The organism is Patescibacteria group bacterium (genome assembly GCA_022560785.1).
GTDB lineage: Bacteria > Patescibacteriota > Minisyncoccia > Phycocordibacterales > JADFSL01 > JADFSL01.
In genome coordinates this window covers 13,819-38,600 of record JADFSL010000001.1, presented here as the reverse complement: position 1 = coordinate 38,600, position 24,782 = coordinate 13,819, and the positions used below count along the sequence as shown (strand labels likewise).

Genomic DNA, 24,782 nt, shown 5'->3' with positions numbered 1-24,782 from the left:
CTGTCTACCTGCAACCGGACAGAGGTGTACGTGGCCGCGCACCATCCCATTGCCGCTGGCTCCGTTATTGCCCTCCTGCGCGAGCTGAAAGGCGGCGCTGACGCGTCCGACGACGTTTTCTATCACCACACCGATATGGAAGCGGCGGCGCATCTCCTGCGAGTCGCTGCCGGTATCGAGTCGATGATCATCGGCGAGTCCGAAATCCTCGGGCAGGTGCGCACCGCCTTCGATGCCGCCACGGCCGCGAAGAGCCAGAATGCCGTGCTCTCGCGCCTCTTCCAGACGGCGATTCGCGGCGGCCGCCGCGTGCATAGCGAGACTGAGATAGGCCGCCGCGCCGTCTCCGTCAGCTCGACCGCCGTGGCGCTCGCCCGCAGCACGGTCGGTGACTTAACGTCTCGCACCGTGTTGGTCGTGAGCGCGGGCGACACAGGGAAACTCACGGCGCGGAGCTTAGCCGAGAGCGGCGCGTCGCGGCTGCTGGTCACAAACAGGACCGCTGGCCGCGCCGAGAAGATCGCCGCCGAACTGGGCGGCGAGGCCGTCCCGTTCGAGCGCCTGGGCGAAGCAATGGCCGAGGCCGACATCGTCATCAGCTCCAGTGCCGCGCCCAACTACCTCATCGACCGAAAGGCGGTAGTCCAGGCCACGGCCGGACGCAACGGCCGAGCGCTCCTGCTCATCGACATCGCCGTGCCACGCGACATCGACCCCGTCGTGCGCGATCTGCCAAGTGTCCACCTCTACGATATCGACGACCTGCAGGGGCTCGTGGAGCGCAATCTGGGCGCGCGCCGGCGTGAGCTCTCGAAGGCGGAGAGCATCCTCGATGAGGAGCTCGGCCGCTTCGGCGAATGGGTTCGCACGCAGGGCATGGTGCCGACCGTCGCAGCCCTGCGCGCCCGCGGAGATGCGCTCGGCCGCGAAGAAGTCGAGCGCACCCTCAAGCGCCTGGATAATATGGTCTTGCCCGAGTACATCGTTAAATTCCTCTGGACGGTATTTTCTGTAGAGCGCTATATTGCTTTGGTTCGAAGTTGACATAACGGCATTATACCACAGAGGATTTCTTCTTTAGAAATGCATTGACTTTGTCTTCAATTTCATCGGCATTTCTTGTTTCCATGAGTTCTGCGCGCAATTCTTTTGCTCCAGGGAAATCTTCTACATACGATTTATAATGTTTTTTCATAATTGCAAAATTTTTGTGTGGCAATAATTCCTCAAACATCTTTGTATGTTCCACCATTACGGAAAGTTTTTCTTCCAGAGTTGGGGTGTGCCCGCTGAAGAGCCAAGGGTTTCCAAAAATTGCCCTTCCGAGCATTACTCCATCTGCACTTGTTTCCACTACCCTCTGTTTCGCTTCATCTAAATTCATCACATCACCATTACCGATAATCAGCGTTTTGCTTTTTAGTCTATTTCTTATTTCAACCGCCTCTGTAATCAAATCCCAATGTGCCGGTACTTTTGACATCTCTTTCCTAGTGCGCGCATGTATAATCACCGCCGCAGGATCGGCAGAGAGTAGTAAGGGCAACCACTCATCAAGTTCATTTTTATTGTACCCAACACGGGTTTTTATTGACACTGGAAGTGCACCAGCTCCTCGTTTGGCAGCTGCTATAAGATCTTGTGCCAATTTTGGATTTTTGATGAGCATCGCACCCGCCCCTTGTTTTTCAATACCTCTGTCCGGACATCCCATATTGATATCAATTCCATCAAAATGAAGTGAGGCTGCAAGTGCTGCAGCTTTCTCCATTATTTCTGGCTTAGAAGTAAAAAACTGCGCAACTATTGGTCGTTCTGTATCGCTAAATAGTAAATCCTTTTTTAGAATTTCTCTACCTTTCTCATCAGCAAGAATCAAACCGTCTGCTGACACAAACTCAGTGTAGAGTACATCTGGTTTTCCATACTTTACTATTATTCTCCGAAACGCCGCGTCAGTGACATCTGCCATAGGCGCTTGTATAAAAAATGGTCTATTTAACTTTCCCCAAAATCCACAGTCCATCCCGTTAGAAATATGACGCGGACATACAACGCCCTTGTCTATTGCTTGAAGTGTTTCTAAAAAACGACCTGTGTTGAATCATAGAAAAATTACTTGTTATACATCCGTGATTTCCAGCTGGATCCATAGACCAAATATTATATGCAATGCCTGATACTCTTTCCACTATTTTTTATTCTCTGTATTTGTAATACGCCTTGTTTCCAAACCGTACATCGAGATATTCAATCTCACTAAAACCCGTATCTTTAAATTCATCTGATGCCAGTATTGATTCAAGGTTTGAAAGAATGTCGGAGAGATTTTGTTTTCTACCAAATAAAATTTTGTTTCCGCCTTCCATGTAGAGCGCTATGTCGTCTTTGTCAATAACAGACAAAAAGATTGGACTGATATTGAGTCCGTAGAGCGATAAGATAAATGAACGAAGTATTGAAAATTCGTCGGGCAACAAGAATGTGTTCCCTATTGGATTACCTTCCACGGCTCCATAATATCTGAAAAAGATATTGCCTGAAAACACCGGTGCTTTTGCAAAGATAACGCCTCTATCGTCCAGAAAATAGCATTCTCCTACTCCACCTTGGATATCTGCACTGTTGTCACACCACAGCGCATCAGGTTGTCGTTCCTCTACCTCAACCACGATTGATTGGAAGTCTGTGAATGATACCGAAACTTTTTTAATTCGTTTAAATGATTCAAGCACGGATGCTTCTATGCTGTGTTTGGGATAGATAAAAATACTATTTTTAGGAAACAGAAAAAAATAGCTGCCAGTTAAATGTGTCTCTGCAAGTGTGTGCAACAAATCCCCATCTACTATGGAGTGCCCTTTAATAACAATATTTTGTATCGTGACTTCATCAAATCCCATAAGCCACCCAAGAGCTCCAAGAGATAAAATAATTATCACTACAAACAAAATAAATTTATACAGTAGCAATTTCTTTCTGCGTGTTTTGAGATGAGAAGACCCTAAACGATTACGCCTAAACATATACAAATATTAGTTTGCTTTTTTTGATATGGTGTTTTTTCCAATGTACTTCTGGAGTACCTCTGGTACTACGATAGACCCGTCTTCTTGTTGGTTATTTTCAATGAGTGCAATAAGTGCTCGTGGTGTAGCAATAGCAGTGCTGTTGAGTGAGTGTGCAAACTTTAATTTCCCATCGTCATCGCGATAGCGAATATTGAGTCGTCTCGTCTGAAAGTCGTGGAAATATGAAGCTGAACTAATTTCACGATATTTGTTCTCAGACGGAACCCATAGCTCAATGTCGTATTTTTTCACCTGTCCGAGTCCGAGATCGCCCCCACAGTTAAGCACCGTACGATATGGAATATTCAATTTTTCAATTAACTCTTCTGCATTTCTATTTATCCATTCATGATACTTTACCGATTCTTCATGATTTGCTTCGCACAAAATGACTTGTTCAAATTTAAAAAACTCATGCACACGCATTATTCCTTTTGTATCTTTTCCATGACTACCCACCTCTCTTCTAAAGCAGTCTGAAAATCCAAAAAACTTCACCGGTAAATCCTTTTTCTCAAGTATCTCATCCATGTAATACCCCATCAATGCCACCTCCGATGTTCCAGCAAGATAGTCACTATCTTGGGTCTTATACAAATCCTCTTCTCCTTGTGGAATATATCCAGTCCCCAAAAATGTCTCTCTCCGCACCAATGATGGTGTAATAATGGGAGTAAATCCACCCTTTTCCATAAAAGTATCAAGGGTGAAATGCCATATTGCAAAACTTAAAAGTGCACCGTCGTTTTTGAGAAAGTAGCCGCGGAAACCCGATACTTTTGCACCACGACTAAGATCAAGCATATCTAATTGCTCCATAAGTTCTATGTGGCTTTTTGGCTCAAACGAAAATTTTGGTCGCTTGCCCCAGGATTTAATCTCCTTATTTTTTTCATCACTATCACCCTCAGGCACAGACACGTCGGGAATATTAGGAACCTGAATCATTAAACGTTGCCACTGTTCCATTATATCCCGCAATAGTTTTTCTTCTTTTTGCAAACTCTCTTTGAGAATTTTCATTTCTGCTATTGCGCTTTTTCTTTTCTCTTCATCTGTTTCTGCCGCAATGGAGTCCGTTGCAGAGTTTTGCTCGGTCCTTTTCTTTTCTACTAATGCAATGAGTTTCCGTCGCTCATTATCAAGCTCTATGAGCGCATCGACATCAATCTCAATATGCTTTTTTTTCGCCGCTGTCTTAATGAGATCGGCATTGTCTCTGATAAATTTAATATCGAGCATGATAGAATAGATAATACTATGGGCTATATTATTAGACAACTTGCACCTTCTGACTTTCCAAAGCTACTCGAAGAAATTCCTGATGCACCAAAGCGACTGTTTGCTGTTGGTCCTATGCCACACAGAGACTCAAAATGCCTCTGCGTTGTCGGCTCCAGAAAATACTCCTCGTACGGAAGAGAGGTCTGTGAGAAACTGATCGTGGGACTGCGCGGATACAATGTAACTATTATCTCTGGACTGGCTCTTGGAATTGATGCTCTTGCACATCGCAATGCTCTTACTGCAGGTCTTGCGACTGTCGCTATTCCAGGATCCGGACTAGGTCAGTCAGTGCTTTACCCAAGTGCAAACCGAGGGCTTGCAGAGGCAATTATTGCATCGGGAGGTGCCCTACTGTCTGAATTTGAAGAAAGTGAGCGCGCAACACCGTATAATTTCCCGAGAAGAAACAGAATCATGGCTGGGATGTCGCACGCCGTTTTGGTTATTGAAGCTGAGAGACAGTCCGGAACACTTATCACTTCGCGACTTGCAACTGATTACAATAGAGATGTACTGACTGTACCTCATCCTATTTTTTCAAACACGTCACATGGCCCGCACATGCTGTTGCGCCTTGGTGCTGCCGTCATTACAGATGCCGAGGATATCGTTAAAGCACTCGGTATTAATACAAAGCACAATCGTACAGCAGATAATAAAAATCTCTCCGAGCGAGAACGGAAAGTTGTGGAACTACTCAACGAGCCACTGCCACGTGACGAACTTATTGCTCTTCTTAATATATCTATACAAGATGCAAACATCTTACTCAGCGCAATGGAAATAAAGGGTCTTATTAGAGAGCAATACGGAGAACTCCACAGCATATAATTTGACAAATATATGACTATGTATTATTAGTATACAACTGTACCTCACCATAAAATACTAATATGAATCCCGTTAGTAGTCACGGACATAGAAACACAATATGTTAAGAAAATTGATTATCAGCAGAAGTTTAATATTTAGGCAAGGATTGAAATCAGTCCGTGTCCTATTACTAACGGGATGAAACTATTAATAGTAGAATCTCCGGCAAAAGCCAAAACAATATCTAAATATCTTGATGACAAGTACACTGTTCGCGCAAGTGTGGGCCATGTTCGTGATTTACCAAAAAATAACAAAAAAGCGATAGATATAGAAGCAGGATTTGTTCCCCACTATGAAATCGTCAAAGGAAAAGAAAAAATAATTAATGAAATAAAAGAACTTGCAAAAAGTGCAAGCGAGGTGATTCTTGCAACTGACCCTGACCGTGAAGGAGAAGCTATAGCATGGCATATAAAAGAATTGACCAATCTAAAAAATCCAAAACGGATTGTTTTCAATGAAATCACAAAAGAAGCGGTGCAAGAGGCACTAAAGCATCCACGCAAAATAGATGAGAATTTGCGAAAGGCTCAAGAAGCGCGGAGGGTGTTGGACCGACTCGTTGGTTACGATCTCTCTGGGCTCATATGGAAAAAAGTGAGATACGGACTTTCAGCAGGGCGTGTCCAGTCACCTGCACTGCGCATCATAATGGAAAAAGAGAGAGAAATTAGAGCCTTCAAACCGGAAACATTTTGGGTGATAACCGCTGATGTAAAAAATAATGCGAAGGATAAATTTACACTCACCTGTACAGAAGAACCAAATAAAAAAGAAGAAGTTGAAAGAATTCTCTCTGTAGGAAAAGCGGGAATGTGGAATGTGTTAGATGTAAAAGAATCTGAGATGAAGCGTTCTCCGAGAGCTCCTTTCACAACTTCAACTCTTCAGCAAACTGCCAGTTCGCGGCTGGGTTTTGCTCCTTCTAAAACAATGGGTGTCGCTCAAAAACTGTATGAAGCAGGTCATATTACCTACATGAGAACAGACAGCATTACTATGAGCAAAATGGCAATTTCACAAATACTGGATTTGGTAGAAAAAAAATACGGAAAAGAGTATGCCTCAGCCCGTATATACAAAACCAGAAGCAAATCTGCGCAAGAAGCTCATGAAGCAGTGCGACCAACATACGTATCAAAAGAATTTAACGGAACAACCGATGAACAGAAAAAATTATATCGCCTTATTTGGGAAAGAGCTGTTGCTTCGCAAATGTCAGACGCTAAAGTTCTAAAAACCAAAATTACGGTAAAAGTAAAACCGGTGGATGGCAACAAAGAGATTTCTGATTTCGCTATTAACGGTTCACGGGTGCTTTTTGATGGATGGCTTAGGGTGGATACAAAAGCACGTGGAGAAGATGTAGAGCTTCCAAAAACAACCCCTGGAGAGACGCTTACACTTCTGCATTTGCACGATGAAGAAAAGCAAACTCAACCTCCTTTTAGATACACCGAGGCGGGTCTTATTAAAGAATTAGAAAAAAGAGGAATAGGAAGACCGTCAACCTATGCTTCCATAATGCGAACCCTTTTGGATAGAGGTTATGTAGAAAAAGAAAACAAAACACTGTTCCCTACGGACACTGGGGACGTGGTCAGTACATTTCTGGAGAATAATTTCAAGGAATATATAAGTGATTCTTTTACTGCAGAAATGGAAAATGAACTAGATGAAATAGCGGAAGGAAAAAGAGAGTACTCTAAAACGCTTAAAGACTTTTACACACCATTTATAAAAGAAGTGAAAGCTAAAGAAGGTATAGAAAAACTCACAAACTTAGGCGAGGTACCGAAAGAGTTTCCCTGTCCCAAGTGTGATTCTTCTATGGTTTTTAAACTTTCCCGCCAGGGCAAATTCATGAGCTGTTCAAAATTCCCACAGTGTCACGGAGCTCGAACAATAGATGGAGAAAAGCTTGAAGGAATAAAAGAATTGGGTGAAGAGTGTCCGGAGTGTAAGTCTGGGCAATTGGTGGAACGAGATGGTAAGTTTGGAAGATTTATTGCATGTGGTAAATATCCTAAATGTAAATATGTCAGAAAAAATCCGGAAGAAGAAGCACGCGCCTCAACCGGAGTCCTATGCCCAATATGCAAAATTGGAACCATGACAGAAAAAAAAGGACGGTATGGAATCTTTTACAGCTGCTCGGACTATCCATCCTGCAAACATGCTATTAAGGCAAAGCCAACTGGAGATGTGTGCAAAGAGTGTGGGTCACTCATGATGGAAGGCACAAAAACAATACCCGTACGTTGTAGTAAAAAAGAGTGCCCAAATCATAAGCCGAACAAATTAAATAGTGTTACATAATATTGCAGAGTGCTTCGGCAGATGTATAATGAAAAAATATGCCGGAAATTAAGGAAATTATTGATTTGATGAATTCACCCTCACAGAGGGATATAAAACTCATTACAAAAGCATACGACTTTGCGCACAATGCCCACAAAGGGCACAAAAGAAACTCGGGGGACCCATATTTTGTGCATCTATTTGAAACAGCAAAAACTCTAGCGGAGCTTGGTATGGGGCCACGAACCATATCCGCCGGATTTCTGCATGACACAATAGAAGATACAAGCATAACTTCAGAAAAGCTGAAAAGTTCATTCGGAAACAAAATACTATATCTCGTGGAAGGAGTTACAAAACTGGGATCATTGAAATATCACGGCACAAAAAAACACACGGAAAGTCTCCGCAAACTATTCGTGGCAACTTCTCAGGACCTTCGAGTTCTTATCATCAAGCTTGCTGACCGACTGCACAATATGAAAACACTGGAGTTTGTTCCAGAAAACAAACAAAAAAGAATAGCTCTTGAGACACTTGAAATCTACGCCCCGATTGCTGACCGTCTCGGCATGGGACAATTAAAGGGAGAGCTTGAAGATTTAGCCTTTCCTTTCGTATATCCTGAAAAATACGAAGAGGTTCTTCATCTCTTAAAAATGAAAAGTAAGGAGACATTGAAGCATCTTGAAAAAATATACAAATCTCTTAAAAAGAGTCTCGCGAAGCATGATATAACAAACATTCGCACTGAATATCGAATGAAGCGATTGTATAGTCTATATCAAAAACTTAAACATAAGGACTGGGATATTGATAAAATATACGATATCTCAGCCTTGCGTATCATTACCTCTACGGTCAGCGAATGCTACCAAATACTGGGAATTATTCACAACAACTGGCGCCCACTGCCGGGGAAAATAAAAGACTATATATCATTTGAAAAACCAAATGGATACCAAAGTCTCCATACAACTGTTTTCACTGGAGATGGTGGTATTGTAGAAATTCAAATACGAACTGAGAAAATGAACAGAGAAGCTCAGTACGGTGTTGCTGCTCATATATCGTATAAAGATTACTTTAAATCAAAAAAAATAAGCCCAAACCTACTCTGGTTTAAAGACCTGTTGCCTGTGATGGAATGGGGTAACAATTCAAAATCAGCAGTAAAGAAAAAAGGCCCAAAGTATACCCGCCCAACCATTCCACAGTGGATACAACAAATTGCAGAATCACAAAAAGGCGTTTCTGGATCGGAAGAGTTTTTGGACACACTTCGAACAGATTTTTTCAGTTACCGCGTATTCGTATTTACACCACGCGGTGATGTGGTTGATCTTCCTGTAGACTCAAGTCCTGTTGATTTTGCGTACGCAATACATTCCGATATTGGAGACCATATATCGGGGACTAAGGTAAATGGAAAATTGGTATCTCTTGAAACTAAACTTAGGAATGGCGATATTGTTGAAATCATGACCAAAGAATCAAGTCATCCTACACAAAAGTGGATGAATTTTGCAAAAACAACAATAGCACGACGTCATATTAAGTCAACTTTGCAAAAAAATAATTGAAGTATATAAAATGCGAAAGAAGATCATATATTATTTTCTTCCGCACCATGCCGATATACCTCGCTAGATGTCGAATTCGCCGACTTTAACCCCACGAATGAAAGCATCCCATTCCCTCCTATTGAAATGTAACTTATTATCGCCCGGGATTTTTGAATTCCTGACGACGATTGTGTCATCATCCCTGTGAGCAACTTCTACACAGTGCAACCCAGGCTTCCGACTTAAGGAAGACTTTCGAAAAGCACCGTCTTTAATCATGGTATTCATGACTATTCTCCACTGTTGTTACAACCAATCTCAGCATTACACAGTTGAAAGATAATTGCAAGCACGGCAAGTAGAGAGATGGTAGTTAACTGCGCAGTAATTTAAATTGAAAAATTCTTGACGGAGTAGATATCTTCGTCACCATCCCGCTCTACTTCCGGTCTGTCATCCACTGGCTGATCTTTCGTTGAAGCAACTATTTCTTCTTTTATATCTTTTTCGGTGACAGGTTTGTCGTCTTGCGGAACATCATTCTTTTTATCTCCACCTGCGTGGAGTATTTCTGCAATACTTTTAAGGTCGTCTCCAGAAAAGAAATCAATAAGAATTTTCCCACCGACTTCGCGCTGTTCTATATGTACGCGTGTTCCAAGCTTTTCGGTGAGTTCCTTTTCAAGTGCAATTATTTCAGGGTCCAAATAGGATGACTTTTTCCTTACTTTATCTTGAGCAACCCGCCGAGCGATTGCTTCTGCTTCGCGCACGGTGAGCTTTTTCACCATAACTTCCTTATAAAGTGTGTTTTGCTCTTCCGGTCTATCGCCAAGCATCATCATAGGACGCGCATGTCCCTCTGAAATGACTCCCTCAGCAAGTGATTGTTGTATTTCAGGTGGGAGAGCCAAGAGTCGTAAACTGTTTGATACATATTCTCTGCTTTTTCCGATTTTCTGCGCCACCTGGCTGTGTTTGAAATGAAATTCACTCACCAACTGTTGAAATGCTCGTGCCCTGTCAATTGGGTTTAGGTCTTCTCGTTGAACATTTTCAATGATAGCAATCTCAAGCTTCATTTTATTGTCATCCTCACCGGTACGAATTGTAACTGGAACTTGAGTAAGACCCGCAATCTTTGAGGCACGCAATCTCCGCTCCCCTACAATGAGCTCGTACGAAACCGAGAGTCCCCCGTCCTCGCGTTGTTCCTCATGACGGGTTGCCACGAGCGGCTGAAGTATGCCGTACTGGCGAATCGACTCGGCCAAATCAGCCAATTTACCCTCATCAAAATCACGTCTTGGCTGGTACGGGTTTGGCTTTATTTTATCTATCTCTATCCAAAAAATTGAATCGCTGTAAAATTGTGACATATTGTATGAATGAACTGTATTGTAACATCAACATCCAGTCTCACAAAATTGCTTCATATGGCTTAGTGCTATAATATGTGAAATATGCCGGAGTGGCGAAATTGGTAGACGCGCACGACTCAAAATCGTGTGGGGCAACCCATGAGAGTTCGATTCTCTCCTCCGGCACTACTTTCAGGGTTTCCGCCAGAGGCGGACCCGCCTTTGGCGGGCAAGTCCCTCCTCGCCCACCATTTATTCTGAAAACATAATTGATTGCCTCAAAATACTGTGGAGGAGAAATGCGAATTAATAAGTATTTCTCAATGAGAGTTCGATTCTCTCCTCACTACGAGGAGTTGTGTTTTTTGAAGAAGCAGTATAGTATTGCGCCAGAAATATCGCTCAATGACTTAAATCGAAGAAAGGAGGTGGAATTTATGACAATCAACAAATATTGGATTGAAAAACTCGCAACACTCGGAGCTTTGTGGCAACACGATGGAAATAAGAAAAGACCATATGCCCTTCTCACTTCTGGACTAATCAGTGATGGATTTATTAACTGTAGCAAACTCATTGAGAGGCCGAGTGCACTAGAGGGGGTTGTAGACAGTCTTCTTCGGAGAGCGCCTGATCTTCCAACCAATAATGTAGTGGTCGTTGGGTCTGCTATGGGAGGTATTACTTTTGCTCATGAGGTCGCCCGACAACTGGGAATTCAGTTTCGTATGTGGTGGACCGAAAAACACGACGGGTTAATGCATCTTGCTGATAGGTTTGAAGTGACTGGTGATGAAATAGTCCTCCTTGTTGAGGATGTTATGACAACCGGTGACACAACACGGAAAACGAGACACGCAATGACACAAATGGGAGTGAAAAAATTTGTTGAGTTTACTCTTGTCATCGCAAACAGGTCTGGGCACGATGTGTTTGAAGGCAACCCATTGGTGAGTCTTGTTGATCTTAACTTCAATGTATGGGAGAAGGGGAGAAATCCATATTTGGATGATGGCAAGGAGTATGTAGAGCCTGTTCGTCCAAAAGGAAATTGGGATATCCTCACCCAATCATATGAATCCTAATTTATCTGTAGAGATATAAACAGTCGGTGTCTATAATGGACACTGGCTGTATTTTTTATTTATTATATTTTTCCTGTTTATTTTTTTGACTTAAGGTAGTCAATCATCGTGTCGACATCGCTTATTTCAAACGGGTCATCGGGACAATCGTCCGAAAATCCTGGCTCAATAAAAATCTTTTCAATCTTTCCATCATCTACATACATACTGTACCGCCACGAACGCTCTCCAAAACCAAGGTTCTCTTTCTTAACCAACATACCCATAGCACGGGTAAAATCTCCAGAGCCATCGGGAAGCATTTTTACATTTTTTGCACCCAAGTGTTTACCCCACTGGAACATAACAAATGCGTCATTGACTGAAAGGCAGTACACTTCGTCAACACCGAGTCCTTTCAGCTCATCATATTTCTTTTCATATCCTGGTAAGTGTGAAGTGCTGCATGTCGGCGTATATGCACCCGGCAGAGCAAAAATCACTATTTTTTTTCCTTTGAATAATTCTTTTGTCGACACATCCTGCCAACGGAATGGATTTTCTCCACCTATATTTTCGTCACGTATTCGTGTTTTTAGTGTGACATCAGGAACTATTGGTGGAGTTTTGAGTTCTTTTTTCATAATATTTTTTATATTTTATGATATTATCGACACCATAGTAGCATGAAAAAAAGCAAAAAAGCAAAAATTATTGTAGTTGTCGGTCCAACTTCCTCTGGAAAAAGTAGTGTGGCGGTACTATTGGCGAAAAAATTCGGTGGTGAAGTGATTTCAGCCGATTCACGACAAGTGTATAGGGGTTTAGATATTGGTACCGGCAAAATCACCAAAAGAGAAATGAGAGAAGTCCCCCATCATTTACTTGATGTTGCGAGTCCTCAAAATACCTATACAGCAGCACAATTTAAAACTGCCGCGGGAAAAGCAATTAAAAAAATACTTTCAAAAGGAAAGATTCCTATTATTGCAGGTGGTACTGGTTTTTATATTGATACTCTCTTGGGTACAATTTCAATTCCAGAAGTACCGCCCGATAAAAAACTGCGAGATAAACTTGAAAAAAAGAGTACAGAAATACTTTTTAAAACACTACAGAAACTTGATTCTAATCGGGCACGGACAATTGACCGATATAATAAACATCGTCTCGTGCGTGCTATTGAAATAACGACAACGCTCGGACATGTGCCACCTCATGCGAAGAAAGTGTCTCAATATGAAATCTTCAAAATTGGTATCAGGACTGATGATAAAAAACTGAAAGAGAAAATAACTACTCGCTTATTCGTACGAATTAGACGTGGAATGATTGCCGAAGCAAAACGATTGCATGAGAGTGGTTTATCGTTTAAACGAATGGAGGAACTCGGTCTTGAATATCGTTATCTTGCAAAACATCTCAAAGGCGAGATAAGTAAAAATGAAATGATCACTAAGCTTGAGATTGAAATTGGGAAATATAGTAAGCGTCAAAAAACATGGTTCAAGCGCGACAGAAAAACACAATGGTTCTTGCTTGCTGAGATTAAAAAGATAGAAAAAGCAGTACAACAATTTTTAAATAAATAATTTCTGCGGGTCCGGCAGGAATCGGTCACGAGTTACTAAGTTTTTTGCTTCACTCCGCTCACAAAAACCTAAGTACTCTCGACCCCGCCTCAGCGCTTCATCGTCCTCAGGACGCGCGCTTCCGTCTTTCGATTCCTGACATCAAAAACAATCAGACACCTCAACAAAAAGTTGAAGTGTTTGATTGTTGCGGGTCCGGCAGGAATCGAACCTGCAGTCCTGGTTTTGGAAACCAGTGGTTTACCGTTAACCGACGGACCCGTTAAACTTCTATAATTATATGAGAATTTTCTACCTTGTTCAAACTTGAGAAAGTTCGAGCATACTAAATCTCGACGCTTTGGTCGAGACCCCTACATTGCGTCGGGCTACAGGTCCTTTTGTTACTTTTTTTGCTCTTTATGCATTACTTGTTTTCGGCACCATTTACAATACTTTTTGAGTTCTATTTTTCGTTCAACTTGCTTTTTGTTTTTTCTGCTCCAATAATTGATTCTTTTGCAGTCGGAACACACTAGTTTTATAAGTTTATCTTGTGACATTTACCCTCTCTAAATTTTTAGCTATTAAAATTTAATGTTTTCGACTTACCTGTAAACGATTTATTTCATCTCCTAAGCTATTTTCCTCACTTTTTCGTTTAGTTTCGCTAAACTTAGCTAAAAACTTAGGAGGGTGAATTTTTATCTAATTAGGTAGCAACTATAAGCAATTTCCATAAGTTCGTCAATTTCCAATATAAAGACTTGTTTATGCAGCATCATCAAAAATAGGAGGAAGAACTGGGGTTTTTTCATAAAAACAACATAAGTACTCGCTCATTCTATATTTTTCCGCTCCGTTTAGGATACACATTTCTACCGATAGTTCACCTTTTTTCGTATAGCCATGCTTGAAAACGCATGAATCTTTTCTGCGTATCAATTCATATATTTTGTCTCCGTCCACCCGTGGTTCAGGTAATGGAACAACAGCTTCAATTTCTAATGGTTTATCAATAGGAAGTGGTGCACTTATGACTTTAGCCTTAACACATCTTATTTCCTCCCACGGGCGACCAAACTTTTTAGGATTGTCTTCATCTAAGAAAGTGGTCATAATCAAATCAACTACGAGCCATGCTGAGAGAACAACAACAATTCCGATAAACACTCTCCAGAAGACATCATGTGCTTTTTGGATTTTCTCCATATTGGAGCCTGCGGTCACATAGGTAAAACCAGCATACGCAAACATCAAAGTCCCTACAAAGACAGCAAAATACACCAAAAAGTTAATGATGTTTTGTGCCAGTACTGTAAGATGGCATGCCTGACATTCCGGACCAACACATGGTACTAATCCACTTGGCCCGCCTGGAAATGCCTGCGCAAACACATCAGCTATTGGAATAAAAACAAACAGGAGAACAACAAGCACTAATGCAATTGGAAGTGTTTTTCTAAACATAAGCTAATAATACAGAGAAAACCCGGCTCTCGCTAGTTTTCCTCTCCACTTTCGTTTACCATGAGATCAAAAATTGTTAATTGAGGAACAAATTATTTTTTTGTCCAATTTGGATAATATTAATGCTCTATGTAAGAATGGAAAATCAGTTTCTCCTATTGATACAAAATGTGCCTCCCGCTTCTAACGTGGCACACAGGTCATATGCTTGACCTGCATTTACATATCCTCCCTGTCCGGCATTCCACGGCTCATAAGTATATCTATATGTTGAATTATTAAGTGGGTCCTTGGGTAGCGCACTCATAAAACCGTCTGTAATCAAATCCCGTATATCACTGTTTGCGTCCCAGTCTCCGGTACCTCCAGCGCCGCCACAACTACCTTCGGCTCCATTACTCGTGTCGGTACATAAGTTCTCTACCTGCGTATAAGCACCATATTTGTCGTAATTAAACTCAAGAGCTATTTCTAATTGTCTTATATCTGCTTGCCTTTTTGCATCTCTTGCTTTTGTCCGCGCGGTATTAAGACTTGCTAAAACCACAGAAGATAAAAGTCCGATAATTGAAATGACTACAAGAAGTTCTATGAGAGTAAATCCACTTTTGTGATTTCTATTAAACATATATTTTCTAAATCCCACCAGGAACTTGACCTGAAATAATTTCTATTCCAGTTACGGAATCAATGGTTTTTTCTACTTCGGGTGAACTTGTTCCAAAAAATAAATAGAGTGCTATGAGAGTTATTACAACAATAATTCCAATAACAACATACTCCGCCTCTTTTTTATTTTCAATTATCTCACCGGAATGGGACATAACCCACTGAACAATCCCCGACTCTTCTTCCGTATAAGGTGAAATTGATGATTGGGCTTCGTTGAACTTCACTCTAGAGACACCAATTTCCTCTCCATCATTGTTCTGCTGATCCATGTAATTTGGTTAGTAAACAAATCTAAGTTTTCTCGCTCTTTTAGAAAGAATATACTGCAAAAGTCGGGTTGACAACCCGGTTAGCGCAAATCTCCCCAGCAGAAGCTGGGGAGATTTGACTATGTGCGCCGGGCAGCAAACTAGGATTCGTCCTGACGGTCACTAATTCGCTATGCTCATAAGTGCCGCGGGACACGGCTCAGCGCTTTTTCGTCCCCCAGACGCGCGCTTCCGCCGTTCGAATCCTGCCAGACATTCAGCACAAACCTCCCCAGCAAAAGCTGGGGAGGTTTGACTATGTGCGCCGGGCAGGATTCGATTCTTACAGAATCTGTTCAGGCTGTATGATATTTTTCATTCTTCAAAATATCGACAACCTTTTCGAATCCATGAGCAAAATAAAAACAAACACCAGCGCAATGCTCGTGTTTGTTTTCATTTGTGCGCCGGGCAGGATTCGAACCTGCGTAGCTCGAAGAGCGACAGATTTACAGTCTGTTGCGATTGACCACTCCGCCACCGACGCAAAAGCAAGCACAAGTGCTTGCGAAACTTATGCTAGCACTTTCTCTCTTCTTTTTGAAGCAACTTTTTGCTTCTTTTTAGATGCGGGTGTTGCTTGTTTCTTTACATCAAAAGTAAATTCTTTGTCTTTAATTCCTACTGTCACCTTACCTCCCTCCATGACACCACGGGAAACCATGAGAGACGCAACTGGTGTTAGAATTTTATTTTGCACGAGACGTTTGAGCGGGCGCGCACCATACTGTGGATTGTATCCTTCTTTTGCTAAATATGAGAGCACTTCCGTCGAAATTTCCAAATCAATATTCTTTTCTTTGAGACGTTTTCTGATAATATCAACCTGTAATTTCACAATCTGTGACACAGCTTCCCGAGTAAGAATATTGAAAATAATAATTTCATCAAGTCGGTTTATAAATTCAGGACGAAAGTAATCCTTAAGACTTTTCATTACTTTTCCTTTCGCCTCGTTGTATTGACTACTCTCATCATCTTCATTACTACTAAACCCAATGGTTGCCATCTTATCTATGTGTTCAGAACCAATGTTTGAAGTGAGCACTATAACAGTATTTTTAAAGTTTATTTTTCTACCTTTTGCGTCGGTCAGGTGTCCGTTATCAAGTACCTGAAGCAGAATATTAAATACTTCCGGATGTGCTTTTTCTATTTCATCAAAGAGTAATACTGAATATGGTCGATGTCTGATAGTTTCAGTCAAGCTCCCTGCCTCATCGTGCCCAACATATCCAGGAGGAGCGCCAATCATCTTAGAAACTGAGTGTCGCTCCATGTATTCGGACATATCCACTCGAATGAGCGCTTTTTCATCGTCAAAAAGAAATTCTGCAAGCGCTTTGGTGAGTTCGGTTTTACCAACGCCGGTTGGGCCCAAAAACAAAAACGAACCAATTGGTTTGTTTGGATCTGAAATGCCGGCACGCGAGCGTTTTACTGCGTTTGCAATTTCTTTCACCGATTCATCCTGTCCAATAATCCGCTTTTTGATTTCATCCTCCATCCTATTGAGCTTTTCTGCCTCCTCTTCAAGCATTCGCACAACAGGAACTCCAGTCCAACGCGATACCACATCAGCAATTTCTTCTTCTGTGATTTCTTCTTTGAGAATCCTGCGCGATTTTTGGAGTCTTTTAAGCCGCTTTAATTTTGTTTCCAAATCTTTTTCAAGTCCTGGTATCTTTCCGTAGCGAATTTCCGCTGCTTTAACTAAATCTGCTGACACTTCTGCGGATTCAGCTTCTATACGCAGGAGCTCTAAATCTTTTTTGATTACCTTAATTTCAGAGAGTACCTCTTTTTCATTGTTCCATTTTAATGAAAGTTCTGAAGTTTTTTCTTTCAGATCTGCGATTTCCTTCTCTATTTTTTTTACACGGGCTTTTGCTTTTTTATTGTCAGATGACTCAGCATCTTTTTTAAGTGCTTCGCGCTCAATTTCCAAGTGCATTATATTTCGATGCGCCTCTTCAAGTTTGGGTGGTTTGTTTTCAAGTGCAATGCGAAGTGCAGATGCTGCTTCGTCAATAAGATCAACTGCCTTGTCGGGCAAAAATCGGTCAGTAATATAACGGCTGCTTAGATTTACCGCAGAGACAATACCATCATCGGTAATATGCACACCGTGATAAAGCTCATACTTTTCTCGCAAGCCACGTAAAATATGCACCGCATCTTCAACCGATGGTTCAAGTACTTGAATTGGTTGAAAACGCCTCGTCAGTGCCGGATCTTTCTCAATGTATTTCTGATATTCTTTAAGTGTTGTTGCACCGATTGCTCGTAGTTCGCCGCGTGCAAGAGCAGGTTTGAGCATGTTTGCAGCGTCTTGTGCCCCTTCCGCCTGACCGGCTCCAACAATGGTATGAATCTCATCAATAAAAAGAATTATTTTCCCGTCAGCCCGCTCTATTTCCCGCAGAATATTTTTAAGTCGCTCTTCAAACTCTCCACGATACTTAGTACCTGCAATAAGCAACCCGAGGTCAAGTGAAAGAAGTTCTTTGTCTTTTATGGATTCAGGAACATCTCCCACAGCCATTTTCTGAGCGAGTCCTTCTGCAATTGCGGTTTTACCAACACCAGCTTCGCCTATAAGAATTGGATTATTTTTTGTTCTTCGTGAGAGTATTTGGATAACACGGTTTATTTCATTGTCTCGCCCTATCACCGGATCAAGTTTATTTTGCGCAGCATGCTCGGTAAGATTCTTAGTGTATTTCGCCAGCGATCGAAACCGCTTGGGCTGATCTACTTCCAAATCAGAGCTGCTTTTAAGATCTTGGAGTACTTGCAACACCGCCCCTTTTTCAAGGCGAAACCTAGCAAATACTTCCGCAGCGGGACCCGGATGTTCTAGAATGGCAATAAAGAGATGTTCTGTTGAGACAAACTGATCACCCAGACTGGAAGCGGCTTTACTTGAACCCTCAAGAACCGAGGCAAGCTCAGGTGTTAGATAGAGCTGGTATGATGGAGAAAGTACGGACGACTGTTCAGGTGTTTCTATAAGTTCAAGAAGTGAGTCGGTCAGAAGCATTGTGTCAATATCGAGTTTTTCAAGTATTGAAAATACCATGCTCTCTTCCTGAAGTACGAGTGCCATCAGCAAATGAAGTGGGTTAACGTGGCTTTGACCACGCTCTATTGCCAATTCGTGTGCCTTACGAACTGATTCTTTTGCTTTTGTTGTAAAATTAGCGAATGGAGGCATGTTGTTTTATTAAATGACACACTTACGATTGAGAAAAGTGTAGTACCAAAAAAAGATTATTCTTTTTCCGCGCTCAACCCTTCTAGGTATTCTACTAGTTGCGCTTCAACAACAGAAATAGGAGTATAATCCGCACCACCGCCATCTCTCGATGAGATAGTGCTAATGCCTATGACTTCACCGAAGATGTCGATGAGCGGGCTACCGGACAATACGCTGACCTCGCTGATGTTTGTCTCAATAAAGGAAAGTATAGTAATAGTTGCCGGTTCAGCATTTTCTCCTTCTACCTCAACAGTAATGTTTTTTTCCAAGAGTCCAGAAACGATTCCTATTGCGACATTGGTTCGATTCTTGCCACCGAGTGAAATTATAGTCTGGCCGAGTTTCAATACACTGAGATCAGACGAAAAAGTAACTGTCTTAAATGAAATGGTTTCGTCTTCATCTTGTACTATTTTCAAAAGCGCAGTCGCCTTTGCATTGAGAACGATTTCCATTGGGTATACACCTCCATGCGAAAGAGATGCAAAATAATCGTAGTCGCCGAGGATTAGTGAGCTGTCTGTTGATACCAGTCCGCCTTCTGACACAATAATTCCGATGCCTACAAATGTTTCATTTTCACCTCCAATAACTTTTCTGCTGATTCTGACAAGATGTTTTGAGTTTTTTTCAATTGAATCTGTGATAATATCATTTTCTTTTACCACAATTGTCTTTGTAATAATGGCGCCTTGGGATTCACCCGGAACCACCCGTTCAACTGTTCTCTCAACAATTCGGTTGATAGTCTGTGTTACTGCAGGTGGTGCCTGATCCAAAAGAGAAACGGTAACGATACCCGTCGCGATTGAGGTTACAAAGCTGACCAGAAGGGTCAACAGAATTATTTGCATTTTAGTCAGTTCTTCAATCTCCATACTCTACATTATAAATAAAAAAACCACTGCCAGCAAGAGATATATACAATATTTCTCCTCTGATTTTTTAGTTTCGTGTGAAAAATATCATCTTTTACGCAATATGTCAAGTTCAGTCGTTTCTGTGTGTTTTTAAGATATCGCATAATATCTTTACAGTATGGGCAATATCTTTTTTTACTGTAGCACTCCCCAATGAGAAGCGCAGAGAACTTGATGCAAGCGTGTCATTTTTCCCTAATGCCGATACAACATACGACTTTTCCGTTTCCTCCCCAATACAGGCACTCTTTGATGAAGTAGCTATGCCCTTGTCATCAAGCGCAATAACTAAAAATTCACTTTCAAAACCTGGAATTGATACATTTATGTTGTTGGCGATCCTTTTTTCAGCACTACCATTAAGCTCCGCTCCTTTTATATTTCTTAATAATTCTTGTATGAAATAATCACGAAGCAGTGTCACTTTTTTAACTTCTGTTTCGCGGTTTGAGATTGCAATAGAAAGCGCACAGCTAAAACCAACAATAAGCGGGATATTTTCTGTGCCGGCACGCACGTTGTTTTCCTGACTTCCCCCTTTGTATATTGAATTTATCATAACTCTATTTTTTATATACAAGCATCCAACTCCTTTTGGCCCGTAGATTTTTTGTGCATCCAAACTCATCAGATCTACACCAAGTGACTGCGTATTACACGGTAGATACAATGGAGTCTGACTTGCATCGGTATGTATATATGGAAATGTTTGTTTGTTTTCTGCTCTCCATTTTTGAACAACATGTGCTATTTTAGCAATTGGTTCTACCGTACCGATCTCACTGTTAGCATACATAATTGAAACAATAACCGTTTCTCTCAAGAGTGATTGATACATAGCTTCTGCAGAAACAAAACCATACCTGTCAACAGGAAGGTAGGTCACCCTAACCCCCATTTCTTCAAGTTCTTTAAAACAATTAAGTACTGAAGGATGCTCAATAACGCTTGTAACTGCATGCATATCTCTTAATGCCACTCCTTCTTTTTGACGTGCGGCGACAGTGCCAAAAATTGCAAGATTATTGGATTCGGTACTGCCACTGGTAAAAACAATTTCACTGTTGCGTGCTCCAATATTTTTGGCAATTTCCCCACGTGCATGCTCAAGCGCCTGTTTCGCCGCTATTCCCTCCTTGTGCAACGAACCAGCATTGCCAAAAGTATCACTCCAGTACTGCTCCATACTCTTTTGCACACGGCTATTGAGTGGTGTTGCCGCGGCGTAATCGAGATACAACCGTTTTTTGCTTTTTTTAATCATGTTTATATTTGGTCACATTGGCATTGTATAGACCTAAAGTGGTTTTTGCAAAGGGTGCCTAAATATGCAATAATTCGTACCGATGTCGCGTATTTAAGCCATGATTACCGAGACGTATATACTTACATACATTCTTGCTGGAATTGTTTTATTTCTTTTGATTCTTGTTGTACGGCTTGAGATGCGATTCAAAAAAATACTTCACGGAAAAAATAGTGAGAACTTAGAAGATTCACTCACCGTGATAGGAAGTGGACAGAAAGAACTGGAAGCATTTAGAGATGAGGTTGAATCATACCTACGCAATGTTGAAAAACGCCTCGCACGGAGTATACAAGGAATCGGGACCGTGCGATTCAATCCATTTCAAGCAGCCACAGGAGGAAACCAGAGTTTTGCTACTGCATTTCTCAACGAAAAAGGAGACGGAGTGGTAATATCAAGCATTCATGCACGCGACCGAATAAGTATCTTTTCAAAATCAGTGCAGGAATATACGTCCGAACATGAGCTTACCAATGAGGAGAAAGAAGCAATCGAAATTGCTAAGAAAATGATAGTGTCATAACAGTATGAACTCTCAAGCAACTTATTATGGACAATCAAAACAAAAATCACATAGATCGACCGGCTGTCGTTGCTGTAATGGGACACATTGACCATGGTAAATCAGCACTTCTTGATTACATACGAAAAACAAATATCGTTGAACATGAGGCAGGCGGTATCACGCAGCACCTGTCCGCGTACGAGGTAGTGCACAAAGACCAATCTGGACAGGAGAAAAAAATAACATTTCTTGATACACCGGGCCACGAAGCATTTCAGAAAATGCGCTCTCGCGGTGCGACTGTCGCTGACATTGCGATACTAGTTGTATCAGCTGAAGAAGGTGTTAAGGCACAGACACTTGAAGCACTGGCTTCAATTACACACTCCGGTATTCCTTTTATTGTTGCAATAAATAAAATAGACAAACCAGAAGCGAATATCGAACGCACAAAAACAAATCTTACAGAACATAAAATTTATCTGGAAAAACTCGGCGGTGATGTGCCGTGGATACCGATTTCAGCTAAAACCGGACAAGGAATACCTGAATTGCTCGATATGGTGCTTTTGGTCGCTGAGCTTGAAGAGCTTAGTGGCAACCCAAAAGTAAATGCGAGCGGTACCATTATTGAATCTCATCGGGACACCAAAAAGGGTATAAGCACAACTCTCATCATAAAAGATGGGGTTCTTAAAATTGGAATGTACGTCACCGCGGGCAGCACTTTGTCTCCAGTGAGAATCATGGAAGACTTTTTAGGTAATCCAATAAAACATGCAACATTTTCAAGTCCAGTAAAGGTAGTCGGTTTTAATGAAGTGCCACAAGTTGGTGCATCATTTTCATCATTTACCTCAAAGAAAGATGCAGAAAAGGCCACATTAAAAAAAGAAAAGTCCAGAAAAAAGATTGATGGAGTAGAAAATGGAAAAGAAGATGGAACACTCATGGTAGTACCACTCATACTTAAAGCGGATGTGCTGGGTTCAATCGACGCGATAAAACATGAAATAGATAAACAGAGAGACAAAACCATGCACCTTAAAATTATCCAAGAAGGTGTAGGTAACATCTCAGAAAATGATATCAAGACAGCAGGCGGAAAAGCAGGCACCATTGTGCTTGGATTCAATGTAAAAACTGATGCACCTGCAATATACATGGCCGAGCGACATGGTATTGCTATACACGTTTTTGACATCATATATAAACTCTCGGAGTGGCTTGAAGAAGAAATTAAAAAAAGAAAGCCTAAAATAAAAGTTGAAGAGATAACTGGCTCTGCACAGATTCTTAAAACCTTTAGCGCAACAAAAAACAAGCAGCTCATTGGAGGAAAAGTGACTAGTGGATCAATCGCTGCAAAAGGAACAGTGAGAATTATGAGAAAAGGAGAGATGGTAGGAACTGGAACTATACTTTCTATGCAGCAGCACAAAGCGGAAGTTAAAAAAATAGAAGTTGGAAATGAATTTGGCGCACAGGTGAATTCAAAGATTGAAATAGCACAAGGCGATGTATTAGAACATGTCTCCATTACTGAAAAATGAAACAAATACGGAGTGCGAAGCAATTTATTTTATGTATAATAAAATGGTTCTAGCCAAAGAAGAATCCATTGTGCTGACAAATACACTATGTCTTTGAGAACAGAGAGAGTCCGTGAACTACTGATCCACCAAGCGGCGGAGTTTTTGGAACGAGAATCGGATAGATCAACAATGATTACTGTGACCGACGCACGCATCTCAAATAATCTCAACCGAGCAACTATCTTTTTCACAGTCTACCCTGAAGAAAAAGAAGATGCTGCACTTGCATTTGCAAAACGACAAAGTAGTGAATTCAGAAGCTTTATAAAAAAGAAATTAAATATGAAACGCATTCCAATGTTCGAATTTGCAATAGACGAGGGAGAAAAGAACCGACAGAATATTGACCGTCTTTCAAATGAAAATTAATTGGCCTGATAGCCAAGTGGTAAGGCAGGGGTCTGCAAAACCCCTACACGGGGGTTCGATTCCCCCTCAGGCCTCATGATTGTATTAAAGATGTTTGTTATATAATATATAGCCTGAGAGAAAGCAAATTGATTTTATTTTTTTAAAATGCCGAGGTGGCGAAATTGGTAGACGCGCTAGTCTTAGGAACTAGTGGAGTAATCCATGGAGGTTCGATTCCTCTCCTCGGCACTAGAACTAGTTAAGTTATGATACGTATGTATTAGGACTTTTATAGTTCTTGTCGTGAGAGGAATCGAAAAGGTTGCCTGATATTTTGTGAAGAATGAAGCAAAATATCGACAACCTGTACTGATCCTGTAAGGATCGAGACTCCTGCCGGCAGGCAGATCCTCGGCACTAGATATAAAAGTACATCCGCCTATAGCTCAATTGGTAGAGCAACTGGCTCTTAACCAGTAGGTTCCAGGTTCAAGTCCTGGTGGGCGGACACGAGTAAAAAATACGATTCGCGAAGTGTATTTTTTAGTACGCAAACTGCTTTGCGTACGGCTCGTGTCCGATGTGGAGTCATGTCGCTTTGCGACAGACGAGCTGGAGCTGAACGCACTTAGTATTTTGCGAGGCATCGAAGCAAAATGGTTAGTGACGGGTAGCGACAAGTTATGACAACAAAGTGGTAAAGAATATTTAAAAAGTTTAATATAAACAATATGCCGAAGTGGCGGAACCGGTATACGCGCACGACTTAAAATCGTGTCCCGCAAGGGATGTGGGTTCGATCCCCACCTTCGGCACATTATAAAAATTCACTCGCTTTTTGCCATGTAAAATACATAGGTCCGACCTATGTATTTTATGATTGACTTTTATATATTTTTATGCTTTAACTGACTCGGAAACTGAACATTGACAGATTTGCTATACAAACTGTCTTCTCAAAAACACCAGACAAAGAGGAAGAAGCTATGAATACTGATACAGAAAAGAGTGTCCCTAGGAAAAAAGGTGCCGCCAAGAAAAAGGGTACCGCTAGGAAAAAAGGTGTCGCCAAGAAAAAGGGTGCGGATACGGATGTGAATAAACGTTACTTTTGGATTATTATAACTTTAATATATTTAGTGTTGTTTGCACTGGAAGTTATAGTTCTTTCCAAGTATGAAGTTCTTGTGCTGGATACAAAGGTAAACTTGGGACTTTCTGTTTTTCTTGCACAGGTGCTATATACATTTGCAAGTTTGCGAATTATTGGACCTAAAGAGCTTGGAGCTCGAAT

General features: G+C 41.4%; 23 protein-coding genes and 7 tRNA genes. 15 read left to right on the top strand and 15 right to left on the bottom strand.

From position 1 onward, the window contains the following. The coding region (locus tag IIB50_00240; GenBank protein MCH7529541.1) for a glutamyl-tRNA reductase at window positions 1-1,044 on the top strand (1,044 nt) is incomplete at its 5' end. Window positions 1,045-1,054: 10 nt separating this feature from the next. Here IIB50_00240 and IIB50_00235 read toward each other — a convergent pair. The 3 genes from IIB50_00235 to serS form a co-directional block, all read right to left on the bottom strand. Beyond that, window positions 1,055-1,972 carry a tRNA-dihydrouridine synthase gene (locus IIB50_00235; GenBank protein MCH7529540.1) on the bottom strand — a complete coding sequence of 306 codons (918 nt, stop codon included), beginning with the start codon at window positions 1,970-1,972 and terminating at the stop codon, window positions 1,055-1,057. A gap of 226 nt (window positions 1,973-2,198) precedes the next feature. Continuing rightward, entirely contained in the window at window positions 2,199-3,026 is an 828-nt protein-coding gene (locus tag IIB50_00230; GenBank protein ID MCH7529539.1) for a hypothetical protein, read from the bottom strand. Between the two features lie 9 nt (window positions 3,027-3,035). Continuing rightward, the gene (serS, locus tag IIB50_00225) at window positions 3,036-4,313 is read right to left on the bottom strand and encodes a serine--tRNA ligase (protein MCH7529538.1); all 1,278 of its coding nucleotides are present in this window, start codon (window positions 4,311-4,313) and stop codon (window positions 3,036-3,038) included. A gap of 18 nt (window positions 4,314-4,331) precedes the next feature. Here serS and dprA point away from each other — a divergent pair, with 18 nt between their 5' ends. The 3 genes from dprA (at window position 4,332) to IIB50_00210 (ending at window position 9,118) form a co-directional block, all read left to right on the top strand. Continuing rightward, window positions 4,332-5,189 carry a DNA-protecting protein DprA gene (gene dprA, locus IIB50_00220; GenBank protein ID MCH7529537.1) on the top strand — a complete coding sequence of 286 codons (858 nt, stop codon included), beginning with the start codon at window positions 4,332-4,334 and terminating at the stop codon, window positions 5,187-5,189. A 180-nt stretch (window positions 5,190-5,369) separates the two neighbouring features. After that, window positions 5,370-7,553, top strand: a complete 2,184-nt coding sequence (topA, locus tag IIB50_00215; protein MCH7529536.1) for a type I DNA topoisomerase — start codon at window positions 5,370-5,372, stop codon at window positions 7,551-7,553. 38 nt (window positions 7,554-7,591) lie between these two features. After that, the gene (locus tag IIB50_00210) at window positions 7,592-9,118 is read left to right on the top strand and encodes a bifunctional (p)ppGpp synthetase/guanosine-3',5'-bis(diphosphate) 3'-pyrophosphohydrolase (GenBank protein ID MCH7529535.1); all 1,527 of its coding nucleotides are present in this window, start codon (window positions 7,592-7,594) and stop codon (window positions 9,116-9,118) included. A gap of 63 nt (window positions 9,119-9,181) precedes the next feature. Here IIB50_00210 and IIB50_00205 read toward each other — a convergent pair whose 3' ends face one another. Both IIB50_00205 and IIB50_00200 read right to left on the bottom strand, forming a co-directional pair. Further along, a complete protein-coding gene (locus IIB50_00205) occupies window positions 9,182-9,388 on the bottom strand; it encodes a DUF397 domain-containing protein (protein ID MCH7529534.1) in 207 nt (68 codons plus the stop codon). Between the two features lie 101 nt (window positions 9,389-9,489). After that, window positions 9,490-10,479 (bottom strand): ParB/RepB/Spo0J family partition protein, encoded by a 990-nt coding sequence (locus tag IIB50_00200; protein ID MCH7529533.1) that lies wholly within the window; start codon window positions 10,477-10,479, stop codon window positions 9,490-9,492. A gap of 86 nt (window positions 10,480-10,565) precedes the next feature. Here IIB50_00200 and IIB50_00195 point away from each other — a divergent pair. Then, window positions 10,566-10,647 (top strand) — tRNA-Leu (locus IIB50_00195). An 83-nt stretch (window positions 10,648-10,730) separates the two neighbouring features. Beyond that, window positions 10,731-11,546, top strand: coding sequence for a hypothetical protein (locus IIB50_00190; protein ID MCH7529532.1), 816 nt, complete (start codon window positions 10,731-10,733; stop codon window positions 11,544-11,546). 77 nt (window positions 11,547-11,623) lie between these two features. Here the strand turns inward: IIB50_00190 and IIB50_00185 are convergent, their stop codons facing one another. Then, window positions 11,624-12,169 carry a peroxiredoxin gene (locus tag IIB50_00185; GenBank protein MCH7529531.1) on the bottom strand — a complete coding sequence of 182 codons (546 nt, stop codon included), beginning with the start codon at window positions 12,167-12,169 and terminating at the stop codon, window positions 11,624-11,626. Window positions 12,170-12,211: 42 nt separating this feature from the next. Between IIB50_00185 and miaA the strand changes: the two genes are divergently transcribed. Continuing rightward, complete coding sequence (gene miaA, locus IIB50_00180) at window positions 12,212-13,117, top strand: tRNA (adenosine(37)-N6)-dimethylallyltransferase MiaA (protein MCH7529530.1); 906 nt, start codon at window positions 12,212-12,214, stop codon at window positions 13,115-13,117. 190 nt (window positions 13,118-13,307) lie between these two features. Here the strand turns inward: miaA and IIB50_00175 are convergent. The 9 genes from IIB50_00175 to IIB50_00135 all read right to left on the bottom strand — a co-directional run bounded on the left by IIB50_00175 (window position 13,308) and on the right by IIB50_00135 (window position 20,992). Then, window positions 13,308-13,378: transfer RNA gene (locus IIB50_00175), tRNA-Trp, on the bottom strand. Between the two features lie 122 nt (window positions 13,379-13,500). Continuing rightward, window positions 13,501-13,659: a 50S ribosomal protein L33 gene (gene rpmG, locus IIB50_00170; GenBank protein ID MCH7529529.1), complete on the bottom strand. Its 159-nt coding sequence runs from the start codon at window positions 13,657-13,659 to the stop codon at window positions 13,501-13,503. Window positions 13,660-13,867: 208 nt separating this feature from the next. After that, the gene (locus IIB50_00165; protein ID MCH7529528.1) at window positions 13,868-14,566 is read right to left on the bottom strand and encodes a hypothetical protein; all 699 of its coding nucleotides are present in this window, start codon (window positions 14,564-14,566) and stop codon (window positions 13,868-13,870) included. A 145-nt stretch (window positions 14,567-14,711) separates the two neighbouring features. Continuing rightward, entirely contained in the window at window positions 14,712-15,194 is a 483-nt protein-coding gene (locus IIB50_00160; protein ID MCH7529527.1) for a type II secretion system protein, read from the bottom strand. 7 nt (window positions 15,195-15,201) lie between these two features. Further along, window positions 15,202-15,507: a hypothetical protein gene (locus IIB50_00155; protein ID MCH7529526.1), complete on the bottom strand. Its 306-nt coding sequence runs from the start codon at window positions 15,505-15,507 to the stop codon at window positions 15,202-15,204. A 442-nt stretch (window positions 15,508-15,949) separates the two neighbouring features. Further along, window positions 15,950-16,033: transfer RNA gene (locus tag IIB50_00150), tRNA-Tyr, on the bottom strand. Between the two features lie 27 nt (window positions 16,034-16,060). Continuing rightward, the gene (locus IIB50_00145; protein MCH7529525.1) at window positions 16,061-18,763 is read right to left on the bottom strand and encodes an AAA family ATPase; all 2,703 of its coding nucleotides are present in this window, start codon (window positions 18,761-18,763) and stop codon (window positions 16,061-16,063) included. A 56-nt stretch (window positions 18,764-18,819) separates the two neighbouring features. Then, window positions 18,820-19,686, bottom strand: a complete 867-nt coding sequence (locus IIB50_00140) for a hypothetical protein (protein ID MCH7529524.1) — start codon at window positions 19,684-19,686, stop codon at window positions 18,820-18,822. Between the two features lie 112 nt (window positions 19,687-19,798). Next, the gene (locus IIB50_00135; GenBank protein MCH7529523.1) at window positions 19,799-20,992 is read right to left on the bottom strand and encodes a cysteine desulfurase; all 1,194 of its coding nucleotides are present in this window, start codon (window positions 20,990-20,992) and stop codon (window positions 19,799-19,801) included. 100 nt (window positions 20,993-21,092) lie between these two features. Here IIB50_00135 and IIB50_00130 point away from each other — a divergent pair, with 100 nt between their 5' ends. The 8 genes from IIB50_00130 to IIB50_00095 all read left to right on the top strand — a co-directional run. Further along, window positions 21,093-21,560 carry a DUF4446 family protein gene (locus tag IIB50_00130; protein MCH7529522.1) on the top strand — a complete coding sequence of 156 codons (468 nt, stop codon included), beginning with the start codon at window positions 21,093-21,095 and terminating at the stop codon, window positions 21,558-21,560. A gap of 26 nt (window positions 21,561-21,586) precedes the next feature. Then, a complete protein-coding gene (gene infB, locus IIB50_00125) occupies window positions 21,587-23,095 on the top strand; it encodes a translation initiation factor IF-2 (protein ID MCH7529521.1) in 1,509 nt (502 codons plus the stop codon). 87 nt (window positions 23,096-23,182) lie between these two features. Further along, window positions 23,183-23,506 carry a ribosome-binding factor A gene (locus IIB50_00120; protein MCH7529520.1) on the top strand — a complete coding sequence of 108 codons (324 nt, stop codon included), beginning with the start codon at window positions 23,183-23,185 and terminating at the stop codon, window positions 23,504-23,506. Between the two features lie 2 nt (window positions 23,507-23,508). Continuing rightward, window positions 23,509-23,580, top strand: a tRNA-Cys gene (locus IIB50_00115). A gap of 75 nt (window positions 23,581-23,655) precedes the next feature. After that, window positions 23,656-23,737: transfer RNA gene (locus IIB50_00110), tRNA-Leu, on the top strand. 186 nt (window positions 23,738-23,923) lie between these two features. Next, window positions 23,924-23,996 (top strand) — tRNA-Lys (locus IIB50_00105). A 225-nt stretch (window positions 23,997-24,221) separates the two neighbouring features. Next, window positions 24,222-24,303 (top strand) — tRNA-Leu (locus IIB50_00100). Between the two features lie 171 nt (window positions 24,304-24,474). After that, window positions 24,475-24,782, top strand: a 308-nt coding sequence (locus tag IIB50_00095; GenBank protein ID MCH7529519.1) for a hypothetical protein, incomplete at its 3' end; no start/stop codon positions are given.

Excerpts from the sequence above, each read along its gene's own strand:
- IIB50_00230 (MCH7529539.1), bottom strand. The coding sequence starts at position 3,026 with ATGTTTAGGCGTAATCGTTTAGGGTCTTCTCATCTCAAAACACGCAGA.
- topA (MCH7529536.1), top strand. The coding sequence starts at position 5,370 with ATGAAACTATTAATAGTAGAATCTCCGGCAAAAGCCAAAACAATATCT.
- dprA (MCH7529537.1), top strand. The coding sequence starts at position 4,332 with ATGGGCTATATTATTAGACAACTTGCACCTTCTGACTTTCCAAAGCTA.
- infB (MCH7529521.1), top strand. The coding sequence starts at position 21,587 with ATGGACAATCAAAACAAAAATCACATAGATCGACCGGCTGTCGTTGCT.
- IIB50_00160 (MCH7529527.1), bottom strand. The coding sequence starts at position 15,194 with ATGTTTAATAGAAATCACAAAAGTGGATTTACTCTCATAGAACTTCTT.
- IIB50_00155 (MCH7529526.1), bottom strand. The coding sequence starts at position 15,507 with ATGGATCAGCAGAACAATGATGGAGAGGAAATTGGTGTCTCTAGAGTG.
- IIB50_00145 (MCH7529525.1), bottom strand. The coding sequence starts at position 18,763 with ATGCCTCCATTCGCTAATTTTACAACAAAAGCAAAAGAATCAGTTCGT.
- IIB50_00200 (MCH7529533.1), bottom strand. The coding sequence starts at position 10,479 with ATGTCACAATTTTACAGCGATTCAATTTTTTGGATAGAGATAGATAAA.
- IIB50_00205 (MCH7529534.1), bottom strand. The coding sequence starts at position 9,388 with ATGAATACCATGATTAAAGACGGTGCTTTTCGAAAGTCTTCCTTAAGT.
- serS (MCH7529538.1), bottom strand. The coding sequence starts at position 4,313 with ATGCTCGATATTAAATTTATCAGAGACAATGCCGATCTCATTAAGACA.
- IIB50_00165 (MCH7529528.1), bottom strand. The coding sequence starts at position 14,566 with ATGTTTAGAAAAACACTTCCAATTGCATTAGTGCTTGTTGTTCTCCTG.
- IIB50_00210 (MCH7529535.1), top strand. The coding sequence starts at position 7,592 with ATGCCGGAAATTAAGGAAATTATTGATTTGATGAATTCACCCTCACAG.
- IIB50_00140 (MCH7529524.1), bottom strand. The coding sequence starts at position 19,686 with ATGGAGATTGAAGAACTGACTAAAATGCAAATAATTCTGTTGACCCTT.
- IIB50_00130 (MCH7529522.1), top strand. The coding sequence starts at position 21,093 with ATGATTACCGAGACGTATATACTTACATACATTCTTGCTGGAATTGTT.
- IIB50_00120 (MCH7529520.1), top strand. The coding sequence starts at position 23,183 with ATGTCTTTGAGAACAGAGAGAGTCCGTGAACTACTGATCCACCAAGCG.
- IIB50_00235 (MCH7529540.1), bottom strand. The coding sequence starts at position 1,972 with ATGGCAGATGTCACTGACGCGGCGTTTCGGAGAATAATAGTAAAGTAT.
- IIB50_00185 (MCH7529531.1), bottom strand. The coding sequence starts at position 12,169 with ATGAAAAAAGAACTCAAAACTCCACCAATAGTTCCTGATGTCACACTA.
- IIB50_00135 (MCH7529523.1), bottom strand. The coding sequence starts at position 20,992 with ATGATTAAAAAAAGCAAAAAACGGTTGTATCTCGATTACGCCGCGGCA.
- rpmG (MCH7529529.1), bottom strand. The coding sequence starts at position 13,659 with ATGTCACAAGATAAACTTATAAAACTAGTGTGTTCCGACTGCAAAAGA.
- miaA (MCH7529530.1), top strand. The coding sequence starts at position 12,212 with ATGAAAAAAAGCAAAAAAGCAAAAATTATTGTAGTTGTCGGTCCAACT.